At 67.6% G+C, this 14,583-nt stretch carries 14 protein-coding genes and 1 pseudogene; 2 read left to right on the forward strand and 13 right to left on the reverse strand.

Annotation, left to right across the window (positions count from 1 at the left end; translation table 11 throughout):
- Window positions 1-267 precede the first annotated feature (267 nt).
- Both AAFP30_RS27955 and AAFP30_RS27960 read left to right on the forward strand, forming a co-directional pair.
- Window positions 268-657: a hypothetical protein gene (locus AAFP30_RS27955; RefSeq protein ID WP_419233327.1), complete on the forward strand. Its 390-nt coding sequence runs from the start codon at window positions 268-270 to the stop codon at window positions 655-657.
- 210 nt (window positions 658-867) lie between these two features.
- Window positions 868-1,365 (forward strand): enoyl-CoA hydratase, encoded by a 498-nt coding sequence (locus AAFP30_RS27960; RefSeq protein WP_419233328.1) that lies wholly within the window; start codon window positions 868-870, stop codon window positions 1,363-1,365.
- A gap of 80 nt (window positions 1,366-1,445) precedes the next feature.
- Here AAFP30_RS27960 and AAFP30_RS27965 read toward each other — a convergent pair whose 3' ends face one another.
- The 13 genes and pseudogenes from AAFP30_RS27965 to AAFP30_RS28025 all read right to left on the reverse strand — a co-directional run.
- Window positions 1,446-2,006, reverse strand: a complete 561-nt coding sequence (locus AAFP30_RS27965; protein WP_419233329.1) for a hypothetical protein — start codon at window positions 2,004-2,006, stop codon at window positions 1,446-1,448.
- Window positions 2,003-3,637, reverse strand: coding sequence for a peptidoglycan DD-metalloendopeptidase family protein (locus tag AAFP30_RS27970; RefSeq protein WP_419233330.1), 1,635 nt, complete (start codon window positions 3,635-3,637; stop codon window positions 2,003-2,005). The genes AAFP30_RS27965 and AAFP30_RS27970 overlap by 4 nt, the downstream gene beginning before the upstream one ends.
- A gap of 16 nt (window positions 3,638-3,653) precedes the next feature.
- Window positions 3,654-5,270, reverse strand: coding sequence for a hypothetical protein (locus tag AAFP30_RS27975; RefSeq protein WP_419233331.1), 1,617 nt, complete (start codon window positions 5,268-5,270; stop codon window positions 3,654-3,656).
- Between the two features lie 12 nt (window positions 5,271-5,282).
- A complete protein-coding gene (locus tag AAFP30_RS27980; protein WP_419233332.1) occupies window positions 5,283-6,755 on the reverse strand; it encodes an SCO6880 family protein in 1,473 nt (490 codons plus the stop codon).
- A gap of 5 nt (window positions 6,756-6,760) precedes the next feature.
- Window positions 6,761-8,404: a hypothetical protein gene (locus tag AAFP30_RS27985; protein ID WP_419233333.1), complete on the reverse strand. Its 1,644-nt coding sequence runs from the start codon at window positions 8,402-8,404 to the stop codon at window positions 6,761-6,763.
- Window positions 8,398-9,210, reverse strand: a complete 813-nt coding sequence (locus tag AAFP30_RS27990) for a hypothetical protein (protein WP_419233334.1) — start codon at window positions 9,208-9,210, stop codon at window positions 8,398-8,400. The genes AAFP30_RS27985 and AAFP30_RS27990 overlap by 7 nt, the downstream gene beginning before the upstream one ends.
- Before the next feature lie 52 nt (window positions 9,211-9,262).
- Window positions 9,263-9,916: a hypothetical protein gene (locus tag AAFP30_RS27995; RefSeq protein WP_419233335.1), complete on the reverse strand. Its 654-nt coding sequence runs from the start codon at window positions 9,914-9,916 to the stop codon at window positions 9,263-9,265.
- Window positions 9,917-9,931: 15 nt separating this feature from the next.
- Complete coding sequence (locus AAFP30_RS28000) at window positions 9,932-10,300, reverse strand: hypothetical protein (protein ID WP_419233336.1); 369 nt, start codon at window positions 10,298-10,300, stop codon at window positions 9,932-9,934.
- A complete protein-coding gene (locus tag AAFP30_RS28005; RefSeq protein ID WP_419233337.1) occupies window positions 10,297-11,037 on the reverse strand; it encodes a hypothetical protein in 741 nt (246 codons plus the stop codon). Before AAFP30_RS28005 ends, AAFP30_RS28000 begins: the two co-directional genes overlap by 4 nt.
- A 97-nt stretch (window positions 11,038-11,134) precedes the next feature.
- Window positions 11,135-11,428: a hypothetical protein gene (locus tag AAFP30_RS28010; protein ID WP_419233338.1), complete on the reverse strand. Its 294-nt coding sequence runs from the start codon at window positions 11,426-11,428 to the stop codon at window positions 11,135-11,137.
- A 42-nt stretch (window positions 11,429-11,470) separates the two neighbouring features.
- Window positions 11,471-12,064, reverse strand: a complete 594-nt coding sequence (locus AAFP30_RS28015; RefSeq protein ID WP_419233339.1) for a hypothetical protein — start codon at window positions 12,062-12,064, stop codon at window positions 11,471-11,473.
- Complete coding sequence (locus AAFP30_RS28020; protein WP_419233340.1) at window positions 12,061-13,998, reverse strand: cutinase family protein; 1,938 nt, start codon at window positions 13,996-13,998, stop codon at window positions 12,061-12,063. The genes AAFP30_RS28015 and AAFP30_RS28020 overlap by 4 nt, the downstream gene beginning before the upstream one ends.
- A 29-nt stretch (window positions 13,999-14,027) precedes the next feature.
- Window positions 14,028-14,583 (reverse strand): annotated as a pseudogene (locus AAFP30_RS28025) (hypothetical protein); the annotation flags it as partial.

The following is a 14,583-nucleotide window of genomic DNA, read 5'->3' on the forward strand; positions in this document are numbered from 1 at the left end:
CTTCCCGCCCCAGGTGCCCGCGCGGTGGGTGTTGGGCGAGAAAGGCGGGGGGACGGGCGGGCGGCTCGTTGACGCAGGTCAACGAGCTTTGGGGTGACCAGGGAAGGTCTTTTGAGTGTCCTCCCGAGGACAGTCGCAAGAAGGTCATAGGACGCACCGGGGACGCGATTCTCACAAGCGTCAGACTACACACTGCGCTTCGTCGATACTCAGTTTGTTACGTGCAGCCATGTCTTTTACTGCTAGTACGGCGGTATGGTGTGTGCCATGACAACAAAGAAAAGAGTCGTCGGCGACCTGATCACCGGCGACCTGGATGCACAGATTGAGCAGCTGAAGCAGCGCAAGCGCGATCTCGCGGCGGCGGGAGTGGCCTATGTCGCGGCTCTCGACGAGGTCGAGGCTCGCAAGGACGCGGTGAAGGCTGCCGAACGATCCGCCAAGGATCACCGGCAGTCCTTGATCGACCTGGGGCTGCGACCGCGGGAGATTTCGCGCCTCATTGATGAGACGCGCAACCCGACGCCGCCCGTCGCCGGCGCGCCGGCCCACATGCGAGGTACGCCGCACCTGTCGCCGGCTGAGTCGTTCGAGCGCGAGCAGGAACACGACCCGGACGAGGACGGCCACGCCGATCACGAACGCGCTGTCGGATAGATCGCGTACGCTGACTGCGCCTAAACCACGATGAGTGAGGACACCATGAGCCGCCACCGCCACCCGCCCAGGTCGTCGTTCTTCGACGGCCTGGCGGAGATGGCGGTCGTCATCCTGCTCATCATGATCCTGCTTTCCGTTCTGGCGGACTGACCGCCGAGCAGGCCCACAATCTTCCGCATCACCACTCGCCCTACCTATTGGAGAGTCATGCAATCTCGAGTTGTTCGCACCGCGCTCGCCGCCGTGTGCGCTGCGACGGCAGTCCTGACGGGTCTGTTCGCCACGGCGGGCGCCGCCGATGCCGCACCGCGGGAGCTTCCGCGCATCACCACCACCGGCGACACATTCGGCACCTTCGGCAATCACTCCTACTGCCGCGGTGCAGTTCGGGTGAGCCTGACGTCACCGACGCCGGGCATCACACGAGTCACGCTGATCTCGCACGGTTTCCACGGTCAAGGACAGACGTGGGTGAAGAACCCACGCTGCCGTGTCCTGTTTATCGCGACGCACACCAGCGCCACCGCCTACTTGAAGGAGACGTTCATCCCGGCCACGTTCGGCCCGCGATCGGGCCAAAAGGTCAGTCGCGACATACGCACTGGCTCGGGAGTGGTGCAGTTCGGCGTCGCGCCCTACGCCCCGAACACGGCAGTGCGCACACCGCAGGGCTACGGCGCCGGGTACTACATCCTGGTTCCATAGCCGGGCGGCCCTCGCGACGAAGACGAAAAGGGCGGGGTGCGCAACCATCAGGTTTGCGCACCCCGCCCTTCGCTGTGTGGCTAGACGCCGAGCGGTCGAAACTCAGCGATCACCCACTGGCCGGCCTGTCGTTGTGCCGTGATCAGCACCGCAAATGTCCACTGGTGCAGCGGCCGGCCGGCCGCGTGGACGGTGAGCTCGACGCCGATCTTGCGGCGCCATTCGTCCTCGGTGTCGGCGGGGTGTTCCTCGCCGGCGATGGTGGCCACGACCGTAGTGCTGGCGTTCTGCGCCGCCCATTCCTCCCAGGTTCGGTAGTTGACGAAGGGCTGCGGCGCGACAGTGCGCAGCTCGTTGGCGAGCGGTGCGGTCATCAGCGGGGTAGCGCGCAGCAGGGCTGCGTAGCTGTCGGTGTCGCGGTCGAATCGCCATCCGTAGATGATGCGGACCGCGCCGGTTGCCACGCTCTGCGCGCTCGTTTCGTCGATGCCGAGGGGCGGATCGTAGGGCAGTGACGGCTCGGTGACCTCCATTCGATAGTTGTCCTCGAGTCGATCCATCGGCTGGTCGTCCGGGGCGCTGATGAGGCCGCATCCCGCCAGAACAAGCACGGCGGCAAGGACGGTGACGAGTCGTTTCATGGTCGGTCCTGTGGTGTAGCGGGCGAGGATGTCGGTGTGCTGTCGAGTGGTGATGGCATGTCGGGTTGGCTGGGGGCGGTGTCGATGCGTCGCATCATGACGACGGTGCCGCCCTGCGAGATCGGCCCCACTTTGACCACGTCGCCCTCCTGGGGAGCGTGCACAATCTGTCCGTCACCGATGTAGAGCCCGACATGTGCAGCCTGGGTTCGGCTTCCGTTGTAGAGGATGATGTCGCCGGGTTGCAGGTCGGACTGACTGGGTACCTCGGCGCCGACAGCCAGAAGTCCAGGGTTTCCGGAGTCGCCGGTGTAGTGCGGCAGGCTGATGGCGCCGCCGCTGGCGGTCAGATAGGCGTAGCGGATGAGGCCGGAGCAGTCATACCCGTCGGGGCCTTCGCCACCCCAGATATAGGGCTTCCCGCGCACCGACATCGCGGCCGATACCGCTTTGCGTGCGAGGTCGCCGGCCGGACCGGATGGTCCGGTCATCTCGCCGTCCGGGGTCGTACAGCCCTCCCCGGCGGCGCCGTCGGCCGAGGCGCCGTAGGTCGCGTAGAGGGCAGTGGCCTCGGGCATGCGCTCGGCGTATTTGCCGCGAAGATCCTCGCGCGGGCCTTGGACATCGGCGGCGAGTTCGCCCGGGTCGGCGGTGCGCCAGCCGGGTTGCTTCTCGACGTAGTCGTAGTAGGTGTTGATCTGCCAGACCGGGTCCATTGCGGTTTTGGTATCGACACCGGCGCTCTGTGTAGAGCGGCGTTGTTGGAAGATGCCGACAGAGTCGTGGTCGCCGGGCGCGATGCCGTCGTTGGGGTACTGCTTGGATTCGGGCACGGCTTCGGAGGCGAGATTGCGCAGGTTGGATTCGACCAGGCCGGTCGCGAGGCCGGAATGGATGACCTGTTCGGGCATCCCGCGCCGGTGACCGACGTCGATGATCTGTCGTGCCCGCAACACCGATGGATCGGTGGAGTCCTCGGGAGGGGGCCGCGGTGCGTCCGGTTCGGCGGCCGGGCCGGGCCGGGCCGGTCGCCCTTCTTCGGCTTGAGCGAGCCACGGCGCTGGGTCGACCGCGGTGGTTTCTGGGATACGGCCGCCGTTCCACACCTCAAAGTGCAGATGCGCACCGCTCGATTGACCGTTGTTTCCGATCAGGGCGATGCGTTGGCCGGCGGTGACACGGTCGCCGGTCCTGACCAGCACACCGTTGGCCCACATGTGTCCGTAGACGGTGGAATACCGCTTGCCGCCGAAGGTGTGATCGACGACGATCCAGTACCCGAACCCGGACGCCGGGCCAGCGTCGGCCACAGTCCCTTCGGCGAAGGCGTAGATCGGTGTGCCCTCGGGACCGGCGATGTCGATGCCGCGGTGGAACTCGCCGCCGCGCATGCCATAGGGGGAGCTGACAGAGGTGGCGCTCTTGTCGGCGGGGTAGGCGTAGTCGCCGTCCACGACGACGCCGCCTCCTCCCTCGGCCGAGGGTGTGGTGGTGGCGCCGCAGTTGTTTTGCGCCTGGTTGTCGAGGTCGATCTTCATGGCGATCGCCATCAGGAAGATCATGGCGACGGCGGCGACCTTCTCTTTGTGCCGCCAGAGCATCATGAGGATCGAGACGGTGGCGGAAAACATGGTGCGGCGCCGCCGTTCAGTTGCTGCTGGTGGCAGCGTGCAGACGTGCTGAGGTGTTGTGCAGTCGCCGCTGTGAGTCCGGTACGTGCACCCGGAACGGGATGCCCGCGCCGTCATCTTCGGACAGTTTCAAGATGAAGTGACCCAGTCCCGGGGGATCGCGGCGGGTGGCGCCCGGATCGGCGGAGTGGATGCCGTGGGCGCGGCCCCAGCTGCGGAGCATGTTGATTTCGGCGTCGGTGAAGTTCTCGAAGTGTTCGAGGCGTTCGCGTTCGCGCTGTCCGATCCGACCGTAGATACGGGCCTGGCACTTCTCGAAGATCGCTTGGGCGGTCTCGGCCTGCGCCGCCGAGACCGACCCGGAGAAGTCCGAGACCGAGTGCGTCATGGCGGTGATGGTGGTGCCTTTGGTGCGGTTGGTGCGTGACTCGCGGTTGAGGATGTCGACGACGATCTCTCCGGCCGAGAGCAGCTGCCAAAGCTCTTCGAGGTAGAGGTCATAGATGCGGGCGCGGGCCTTGCCGGCATCGGCGAGCGCGTGAGCGGCGGTGACCGAGGCATAGCTTTCGGTCCACCCGATGGCGATGGCGGCACCGCGTGCGGCGGCATCGCCTTCGGGCACCCAGGACACGTCGATGTCGATGCCCACGGCATCGGTGTCGAGGGGCTGGGTGGTCTGCCCGCTGAACATGCGACCGAACATGGAGTCTGGTTTGATCATCGCGCGCACGGAGCCGATGAGCTCGCGGGCCTGGTCGCGGTATTGCTCGGTGGTGTCGGCGACGGCCATGTAGCGCATGGCATCGGTCGGTTCGTGCAGCAGCTGGTCGAGATTGGTGAGTTCCGGGTCGAGCCAGTCCGACTGTGTCGGATTGGTGCTGAGCTCGCGGATCGCCTCGGCGAGGATAGCGCCCTCGATGTCGCCGATGCGGTCGGTGCCGCGTTGGAGCTGGATGAGGGTTTTCATGTTGAGCAGCTGGGACTGGCGCATATCGGCGCGGAGTTCTTCGCGCCGGGTGCCGTCGAGGCGCAGGGCGGCGCGGCCGAGTGCGCCTGGGGCGAGCGGGTTGATGATGTCTTTGCCGTAGGACACGACCTGTCCGCCGAGTTCTTGGATCCGGTCGCGGTGGTCGGGTTTGATGTCGGCGGCCGCGATCGGGCAGCGCCCGGTCGCGATGGCGTAGGTCATCAGCCGCGCGGCCAGTGTGGATTTGCCGGATCCGTTGGTGGCGATGATGACCATGACCGGCGCGGTGATGTATCCGTTGCGCCACCAGTCGATCAGGTCGAAGTGGACGGGCCGCTGGTGGATCAGGTGGTGTCCGAGGGGGGCACCGAAAAGAGGTGAATCGCCGCCCACGGTCCACGGCCACAGGCCGGGCATCTGGCGGCTCGATCCCTCGATGATCAGACCGGGTGCGCGTGGGGCGAGGACACGGCCGCCGCCACGGCCGGCGCGCCCACGGCGGCCGACGTCGCGGGGAGACTCAAGCTCGTCGGGTGCCGCGTTGGCAGCGGCGGCGAGCCGTTTGACCTGCCCGTCGCGCCACCAGCGCTTGAGTCCGGTGGAGCTGTCGCGGTCTCTGATGTAGCGGGCGAGCAGCTCGTCGCGCTCGGCATCGGTGAGGGGCATCGGCGGTGTCTCCTACTTGCGCTTGGTGACTGAGGCGTGGATCGGTGGGACCAGGCCGATCCCGAGCCCGTACTGGAAGGTCGACGCCTGATGGAACGCGGCCGGCCGCACCCGCAGCGAACATTGGGTGGCGAGATCGGACACGATGGAGTCGACGTCGGCGACTGAGTCGCCGTCAGCGTCGACCGTGACGGTGACGATGAGCGCTTGTGCCAGCCAGCCGGCGCCGCGCGAGACCTCATCGCGGGATTGGGTGACGGCCTCGAGACGGTTCAGGGCGTCGACGTCGTGGATGCCGCGTTTGATGCGCTGGCTGGCGCGCATCGCGTCACGCTGCTGGTTCTCGACGATGCTGCGGGCGTTGGCACTGGTTTCGGGTTGGTAGAGCAGGGTCACCCGCTTGCGGGGAACTCTGGGGTTCACTTCGAGCAGTGGGTGCAGAATATGGTCGGAGACACCATCTTTCGGCCACTCCCACACCACGTAGCTCATCGAGGTGGCGGTGTCGTGGGCGTAGTCGGAGCGGTACTCTTTCGCGCCTGTGGGACCGGCGTTGCGCCAGTGCAGGCCGTGCTCTTGCTTGCGGGCTCGTAGGTCGTCGAAGTCGAGCTGGGTGGATGGGTCGTAGGAGCGCCGGACGAACTCGGTGATCTCGTCGGCGCGCAGGATGCGGCAATCCATATCGCAGGCATGGATATTGGCTGAGAGCGCGTAGAAGCGCCGAGAGATCTCCACGATGCGATCTCGCCAGTCGCCGGGGCAGGCGAAGGTGATGGCGATGCGGTGCTGGGCGTCGAAGCTGTTGGTGGGCAACTCTTCCTCGACTTCGCGGATCAGATTGGCGGCCGCGGCGGGGGCGTCGTCGTCGAGGGCGGATTCCAGCGCAATGAGCTGCATCAGCCCAGAGGATGGATAGCCGTCGACGGTGGCGGTGGCGAAGACGATGTCGCCGAACTGCCCGAGGTCGCGTTGAAACACTCCCCAGAAGGCAACCATCCGGTCACGGTCGTCGCCGTCAACGTTTTCCTCGCCGATCGGGTCGACGCGCCAGATGATGGTGACGGTGCGTTGTTTAGGGTCGTGCAGCACGCCGACCTCCGATCCGTCGGCCGCGGTGTAGGCGTGCAGCTGGATATTGGCCCCGAGGCCGGGCAGCGGAGCCCCGTTGAATGGGGTGAGAGGGCCTGCGGCGTAGTCTGTTTCGCCTTTCATCTTCGCGCCGGTGAAGCGCAGGGAGTCCGAGACGCGGTCAAACACGCTCAGACCTTGGGGCCGATAGGCGCCGGCACCGACGAGGATCATTCCCACGAGGACGATGCCGGCGCCGAGCAGGAAGTTGCCGGTCATCCGGATCAGGACGAACGAGACGGCGGTCAGGCCGATGACGGTGTAGGTGGCTTTGGCGGTCAGGCCGAAGGCGCCGGTGGATTCGCGCGAGGACCAGTTGCCGTAGGTGGTCTCAGGCGCGAGCTGCTGGTCTGCCATGGGTGCTATCTCCCTCTGCGAATGGTGTGGGTGCCGAGGTTGCGGCGGGCGATTGCTTTTGCGGTCAGGCGGGGGTCACCGGCGCTGGCCCGCTGGTCACCGACGGTGGGTGGCCGGGGCGTGACCGGTGCGCTGGGCCGTGGCCCGCTGGGACGTGGGGGGCCAGACTCGCGACTCGATGTGCCGGCGTCGGCGGCGTGCCGCCCGGTCTGCTGCGCTGGTGGGTCACCTGCCGGGGACTGTCCGCCGCTGGCACTGGTGGCCCCGGGTCCGGACTGACCCGATGATTGCCCATTCGATCCGGACGTCCCCGGACCGGCCGACGTCGAGGATGCCTGCGCCGAGGCCGGGGAGTGTCGGCCGGATCGGGGGCCACTGCTGGCGCCGCCGCCGTTGCTGCCACCTCCGCTGCCGCTGGTGGCGCTGGCGGGGCGGGGCGTGGAACCGCCACCCCCGCCTCCGCCGCCTCCGCCACCTCCGCCGCCGCCGGGACGACCCCCGCCCCCGGAACGGGGACCTCCGGGTACGGGGCGTGTGCCGGTGGGGCCGGTGCCGCCGGGCCCGCGGGTGCCGCCCCCGCCACCGCCGCGGCCGAAGGATGCGGCAACCCCGCGTGCACTTCCGGCGGCGCGGCCGGGGAGCCGGGTCATTGCGCGACCGCCCACCATGAGCGCGCCCACACCGGCTAGGCCGCTGACGCGGCCGTGGATGCTGCCGCCGACGCCGACGAGCGCAAGCAGGGTGGGCAGGCACAGGATCGGTGCGATGTAGAACAGGACGGCAGTGAACACGTCCTTGGCATCGCTGCTGTCGGTGGCCGGAAATGCCATGGCCATGGCGAACGCACCGGCGCAGATGGGTTTGAACGCGATCATGGCGATGAGGAGCTTCATCACCTGGTGGTAGGTGGCCTGGCCTCCTTCGGTGCCGCTGGCGGCGGCCGCCAAGGGAAGGATGGCGGTGCCGAAGGCCAGGTAGAACAGGCGTAGGAACAGTTGGAGGATTAGGTCTAGGCACCCGAGGATCGCGATCATGCAGATGATGACGAGCAGGAGACTGCTGCCGTCGAAGTTGTCGGCGTCGATAGTGCCGATCTTCTCCTGCAGCTGGTCGGTGACTTCTTCAACCTTGGTGCCGGTGTCGTCATAGATCCACGCGGCCAAGATGTCTGAGGCGCGGGTCAGCAGGATGACGACGGTCGCGGCACCCAGGGAGGTGGCCAGTGCCCGTGCGGACAGGATCATGCCGCTGGTGACGGCGGCCTGGCCGCCGCCGGTCCATTGTGCGAGCGCGAGCCGCCCAGCCACCCAGATGATGGAGACGAACAGGAACACCGATTGCAGGTGGTAGGTGTAACTCGTTGCCCACGTGATCATTTCGGTGAACGAGTCGGCGTCGAGGTTGGTTCGGTCAGCGACGAAGAAGCTCATCACGTACTGCATCAGCCCAATGAGCACCCACAGAATGCCGTTCACGAGCCGGGCGACCAGCCCTTTGGCGACGTCGCCCGCCTTTTCGTCGAGGTTGTCCCACGGCCACGCGGCGGCGTCGCCGGCGCCGACCCAGGCGGCGAGGACAACTGCCGCGATCGTCGCCGTCAACACGATGGCAGGGCGCGTGCGCGCCAGTCCCGCGAGCGGGCTCACCATTGGAATTCCGGGTCGATCGGCCGGTCGTCCGGGTTGTCGGTGGTGCGCCAGTACTGTTCCATGCCGTCGGCGGTGGTTTTCCAGTCGCCGGCTTCCTCGTCCCATACGAGGGGAAAGTCCCAGGTGAACGAGTAGAGCGGGGCATGTGAGCGGACCGCTGCGAGTCTGTCCTGTTCGGTGAGCGTCACTTGTGTGTCGATGTCGACGCGGCGGCTGGCTGCCGCGCGGAAACAGTCGGCACCTTCGGCCCACTGCTGGGCGCGCACACCCGCGCGTGGATCACGTTGCTCGCTGCGTTGCTCGAATCCGGTCGTATCTCCGGTGAGGTACTCGCGGATGAACTCGGCCCTGTCAGGCATTACCTCGAAGAGGAGGGCAATCGACCAGGCGGCCAGGGCGGCGCCTTTCGGTGTGCGTGTCCAGCCGCTGGGCCAGCCGCCGTCGGTGCGGCCGACGGGTCCGGCGTCGGCGGAGAAGGCCAGTGCTTTGCAGCCGACGGCCTGCCACATGACCGGATCGTCGGTTGCTGAGTGTGCCGGTAGGGGTTCGCCTTTCAAGTTCTTCGGGACGTAGGTGAACGGGATACGCGAGGCGTCGGGCTCGAGGACCGGATCGGTGAACCGGTCGTCGATCCACGACTGGGGCACTGGGGTAGCCGGCGCGGCGTCGTGTCCGTGGTGGTGGCTGCCCGGTGCGGTGGTACCTGCCTCCGGTTGGTCGGGGTCCTGCCCGCACCCGGCGACGACGAGTGCAGCCGTCAGGCACGCGGCTGCGAGGGAGAGCAGTCGTCGGCGGGTGGTGGACACGATGGATCTCCTTGGGGACGAAGTGGTCAGAACGGGTCGCCGCTGGAGGCGGCTAGGTGGTGTAGCCGCCGAGCAGGTTGGGCAGCTTGATCTCGCGCCATTGGCGGTAGCCGGGTGCGCGCACGAGCGCAACGGCGGGGTTCTCCTCGACGTGCTCGACGGTGACGGCGACGCGGGCACGCACCGCGTCGGCGGTGATGTCCTCGGCGGCCAGGTCGGGATGGGTGGTGAGGATCGTGACGCCGAGCGCCGGCACGTCGAGGTGTTCGCGCAGCTTGCCGGCGAGGAACACCGCCTTTTGTGCGGCGGACAGTTCCGCTGATTGGTCGTCGCCGGCTTTGTAGGTCTTGTCCTTGGGATGGAACGTGCCGTACCAGGATTCGTGGTCGTTGTGTGGTGGGCAGATGGCGTAAGTGCCGATCTCGGCGTCACCGGCGACGCAGAGTACGACGGTGGGGGCGTCCGCGGCGGCGGCGGCGACCTCGCTGCTCTCGCGGCGCAGCGTGGCGGCGCGCAGCTGGTCGTAGTCGATGTCGTGTTGTTTGCGCAGTTCGGTTCTGATCTTTGTCCACATGCTGGGGCTGATCAGGCCGTGTTCTTCGGCCCACGCGCGAATTTCGCGGTGGGTGTGTGCGGTGGTGAGGGTGTCGGCGTGGTCGGCGACGGCGGTCGCAGCGGTGTCCCACTCGTGGGCGGTAGATGACATGTGATGCTCCTTCGATCAGTGTGCGGTGGTCGGTTGGGTGTCGGCGGTGGCGGTGTCGGCGGCGATGTGGTTGTCGAGCGCGACGAGGTAGAAGTCGCGGATGGTCCGGATTCCGTGTGTCCATAGCGCGTTCGGGCCGTTGGACGTGGTTTCGGCGATCACCCGCCGGTGCAGTTCTTCGGGGATGGAGAAGGTGATGCGGTGTGCTCCGGTGGGTGGCGGGACATAGACGGTGGCGCCGTGATCGCATTCGAGCAGCGCGTGCGCAGCGGTGGTGGCGACGGCGGTGGCTGTGAGGTCGTTGCTGGCCAGCCACACCCGCAGCTTCCGCCGCCACTCGGCGGTGACGTGGAGGGTTTGAGGTTGCGAGACCGGCCGGGTCATAGGGTGACCATCCCGTCGGGAAACTCGGTGACCGCTGCGATGACCGGTTCGCTGTCATCGGTGGGGAGCACAAGTTTCCAGTCCGCCCCGGACCATTGGACCGTCCGGGTGAGGCGGGCGTGCGAGCCGTCGGGATAGGTGGTGTACACCTCGATCCGGGCGGCGGCGTCGTCGGCGCCGAGGACGCGGTATCCGGCGATCGTCACTTTCGCCGCGGAGCTGCGCTGCGGGTTGACCGAGACCTGCTGGCGGCTCGTGGCCCATTGCTGGTATCCGTCGTTGTTGATGACCAGCGCCGAGAGCGCTGCACCCCACTCGTCGTCGCTGGCGGTGTCGAGAACGACAGTGGTGTTGATGGCGGCGAGGGCGGCGCCGGTCTCGGTGTGGGCATATCCGCGGGGGAACGGCTGCTTGGTTTCCGGACCGTCCGAACTGCTCTGGGGGAGTTGAATTCCCTCGTAGGAGAAGGTGGTGAGCGACGCCGGCTCCGAGCTGGTCTCGGTGGTGCCATCGCCGCCACATCCTGTGGCGGCGAGCAGGACGAGCCCGACGAGCGCGACGACTAGCTGTAGATGTAGTTGGCGAGGGCGGCGGCCGAGCCGACGATGCCGGCGCAGATCACCACGACGATGACCCCTTTCATGAGGGTGTCGAGGGTGTCCGGCTGGCGAAATCGGAGCGTGATGATGATGACGAGCGCGACGAGCGAGACGCCGCAGATGAACAGACCTGCCCATGCCACGTTTCCTAAGAGTTGGTCGATGATGCCCTGGAGCTCGGCCGGGAGCGGCTTGGCTTGGGCGTGAACGGTGCTGTGAGGGAACGGCATTGCCGCTACGCCACGTCATAGGACCAGTTGATGATCTGGGCGGCCATCGCGACGAGCGCCCCGCCGGCGACAGCGCCGACGAGAACCCTGCCACTGACGGCCTCTCGGCTGGGATCGATCCGCTCCCACGCGAACAGGCATCCGGCGATGACGATGGCGGCAAACCCGGCGATGGTCGCTCCCCAGATGAGGACGGCGCCGAGCTTGTCCCACAGGGCTGCGAACGGGCCGGCGTCGGGAGAGGGTTGTTCGATCGCGAGCCAGGCCCGCGTTGCGAGACCATTTACTGAGGTGAGCATGTGTTTCCTTCCGGTGACAGGTGAGTTGAGTGGTGGGGTGGGTTATGCGCACTGCTGCTCGGCGCCCTCGGCGTCGCGGTGCTCGTCAGGCTCTTTGCGGTGCTGGTGGTGTCGGGTGCGGACGTGGGCCATGAGTCGGGTGAAGTCAGCCGCGACCGACGGAGGGAGGCGGTCGTCGCGACGGGCTTGGCGTCGACCAGGCGCGGGTGGGGTCAGGTCCCACTGGGGTAGCCGGTTGATCGGCGAGAGGCGCCACTGGGGAACGAAGGGCAGCCGGATCACGATTCGGTCGGGGTCGTCGGCGAGGGCTGCGGCGTAGTTGCGGAACTGCTTGTCCGCTCGTCCCGGTGTGGTCGCGACGAAGATGGTCGCGGCGATGGTCCAGCCGGCGGGAACGTTCTGGTGAACGGCGCCGGCGTCGTCGTAGATCACGCCGTGCTGACGCATGAGCAGTTCGCACGCGGGCTGGTTCTCGGCGGCCACGACCACGAGGTAGGGGTTGGTGGGTGCAGGTTCACTCGGCGGCCCGTCGAGGGCTGCGGCCGGCGGCAGCAGACGCGCCACCAGCGCCTCTTCGACCCATCCGGAAGTGGAAGTGACCCAGAGCAAGGGTTCGCGGGTGTCGGTGTCGGTCATACCGGCACCGCCGTGACGTTCTGGTTGGGCAGCGCGATGGTGCCGTGTCGGGCGAGGCGCTGGGCGGGATTGGGTCGCACGAACCTCGGGTCGGTGGCGACCTCCATCCGTTGAGCCTCGGTCAGGCTGGGGTTCTCGAGGGCGACGGGGATGACCGGCGGGTCCTCGCTGGCCGCGCCCGATGCGGCCGGGGGAAGATCGCGGCTTGCGTTCGCGGGCTTATATTTTGCGAGCAGAGTGTGGTCGCCGCGCCGGGCCGGGTCGGTGTTGCGCTCGATCGCGCCGACCGGTGCGGTCCGGTTGTCATCTGAGGTGCGGTAGGGCGCGGTGGGTTCGGTGGTGCCGGGCTTCGGCGCGGTGCGTGTCGTCGACGGCGAGGTGTCGGACTCGGCGGCCGCGTCGGCGGCGGCCTGTTGATACGCGCGTGCGGCGGTGATGATCCAATCGGCCGTGACGGCCGCGGCGGTCGCACCGGTGGTGGAGACCGGCCGCCGGTCGTATCCGCTGTGATAGGCGACCTGGTTCCAGGTGCGGGCGTCCATAACGACCTGCGGCAGGTCGGCGTTGTTCTCGACTTCGTTGAGCAGAGTTTGAAACAGCGACCGCACGGCGGTGATGGCGGTGGCCGGTGGCACGGCTTGGAAGGCGGCATTGGCTGCGGCGGTGCCCAGCTGCGCGCCCGACGCGGCGGTGCTGGCTCCGGTGAGTGCGGCAGCGGGGTTGCCGGAGGCGGCGCCGGCGCCGGTGGCGAGGGCGTTGACACCAGCGGTGATCATCGAGGTGATGTTCTCGGGGGTGAACATGGCGGCGGCGAAGGTCTCCACGGTGTTGAGGGCGATCGATCCGAGTCGGGCGATGGCCCGTAGCGGGTTGTCGTCGCCACTTCCGGCCGCGACCGCTGATGCGCCACCTTCGCTGTTGGTGTTGTCCGGGTCAGCTGCGGATGACGATGAGGGCGTGAGGGTTTCGGGTGCTGACACTTCCGCGAGCCGTTCAGAGATCGACAAGCGCGGATTGACGTCGAGGTCGGCGAGGGAGGTACCGGTGATGTCGGAGTTGATGATTTTGGCGGTGCCACGTACAGCGGTGTCGGCTACCGCTGAGGCCAGACGTGCGGCGGTGCCGGTCGGGTCGTTGGCGAAGTCGAGATTGGATTGCTCGACGACGCTGGCACCCAGGCGTAGCAGCGACGCGCTTTTCGGCGAGGCGCACGCGAGGTCACCGGGGATGCAGAATCGGGCGACGCGGCCGCTGAGGGACCCGAAGTCGCGGATCTCGTCGGCCTCGGGGCCGATACCGCGACCGTCGGGGGTGGGTAGATTGTCGGCGAATTTGGTGGGTTTGAGGTCGCCGATCTCGGGCAGGTCGGTGGGTGCGACTTGGCCGGGGTTGGGGGGAAATAGCGGGTCGCTCTCTCCGCGGGTGGGCGACCCGAATGTGACGGCGAACGCGATGTGGTCGGGGGCGACGGGGGCCTGGCCGTCGGCGACGGCCGCGGCGAAGGCATCGACGACGTGCCCACCCTGGGAGTAGCCGATCGGCACGAGTTTGGTGGTGGGGCACTGGGTGATGACGCGGCTGGCGACTTGTGAGAGCCGGTTGAGTCCTTCGCCGGCGGAGTCGCGGTAGGTGCTGGTGGTGCCCGAGTCGCCGAAATTGGCGCGGTAGGGGATGTAGGTTCGTTCGACGAGCAGGGATTGATCGGCGGCTTTGGCACCGAGGACGGGGCGGATCACCGTGGACAGGAACCCGGTGTCGGTCTTGGTGGGTGCATCCGACGATGACTGACTGGTGCCCTGCACAGCGAGGACGTGCACGGCAGGACAGGTCGGGCGGTCCTCGGCGGCCGCCGGAGCGGCGGTGAGGCTCGCAGCGGTCAAGACCAGCGGGACCGTGGCGGCGAGGAGCGCATAGGCCGGTCGGCAAAGTCGCATCGGGTGTCCTTTGGGTCGGGGTGGGTTGGTCAGCTGGCGGGGAGTTCGGCGACGATACGCAGGCGGCCATCGGAGGGCTTGACTTCGTAAATTGCTGTCCACGTCTGCATTTCGCGGGTGGCTTCGTTGGCCCAGTCGACGGACACGGCCCACGTGTTGTCGCCGTTCCACGGCGTGATGGTGGCGCAATACGGGATCGGCGCACCTCCGGGCGGGAAGTTGTCGGCCATCACCTGGGCGATGGCGGTCGGGGTGACGCGCATCGTGGGTGCGAGATGGTCTGCGGCCGCGGCGGGGTCGCGGGTGGTGAAGTAGGAGTGTTCAAAGGCCGCGATGACGCCGGGACCGGTCGACAGGTCGCCGGGGCCTGAGGTGACCAGCCGCGTCGGCGTGTTCTGCTGCGGGCATTCCAGCAGGCCGGCGGCAGTCGTGGTCGCGTTCGGGTTGGTGCTGGCCGAGGGAGTCGGCGGTGGCGGGGCGATGGCGGCGGTGACGACGATGACGAGCAGTGCCGCGAACATGATGGCGGCCGGGTAGACGACCCGTCGGCGGCGGTCCTTGCGCCCCCCGGGTGTCGGCGCCGCT

Origin of the sequence: Gordonia sp. CPCC 205515, from assembly GCF_048537925.1 — a bacterium.
In the GTDB taxonomy this organism is placed as follows: domain Bacteria; phylum Actinomycetota; class Actinomycetes; order Mycobacteriales; family Mycobacteriaceae; genus Gordonia.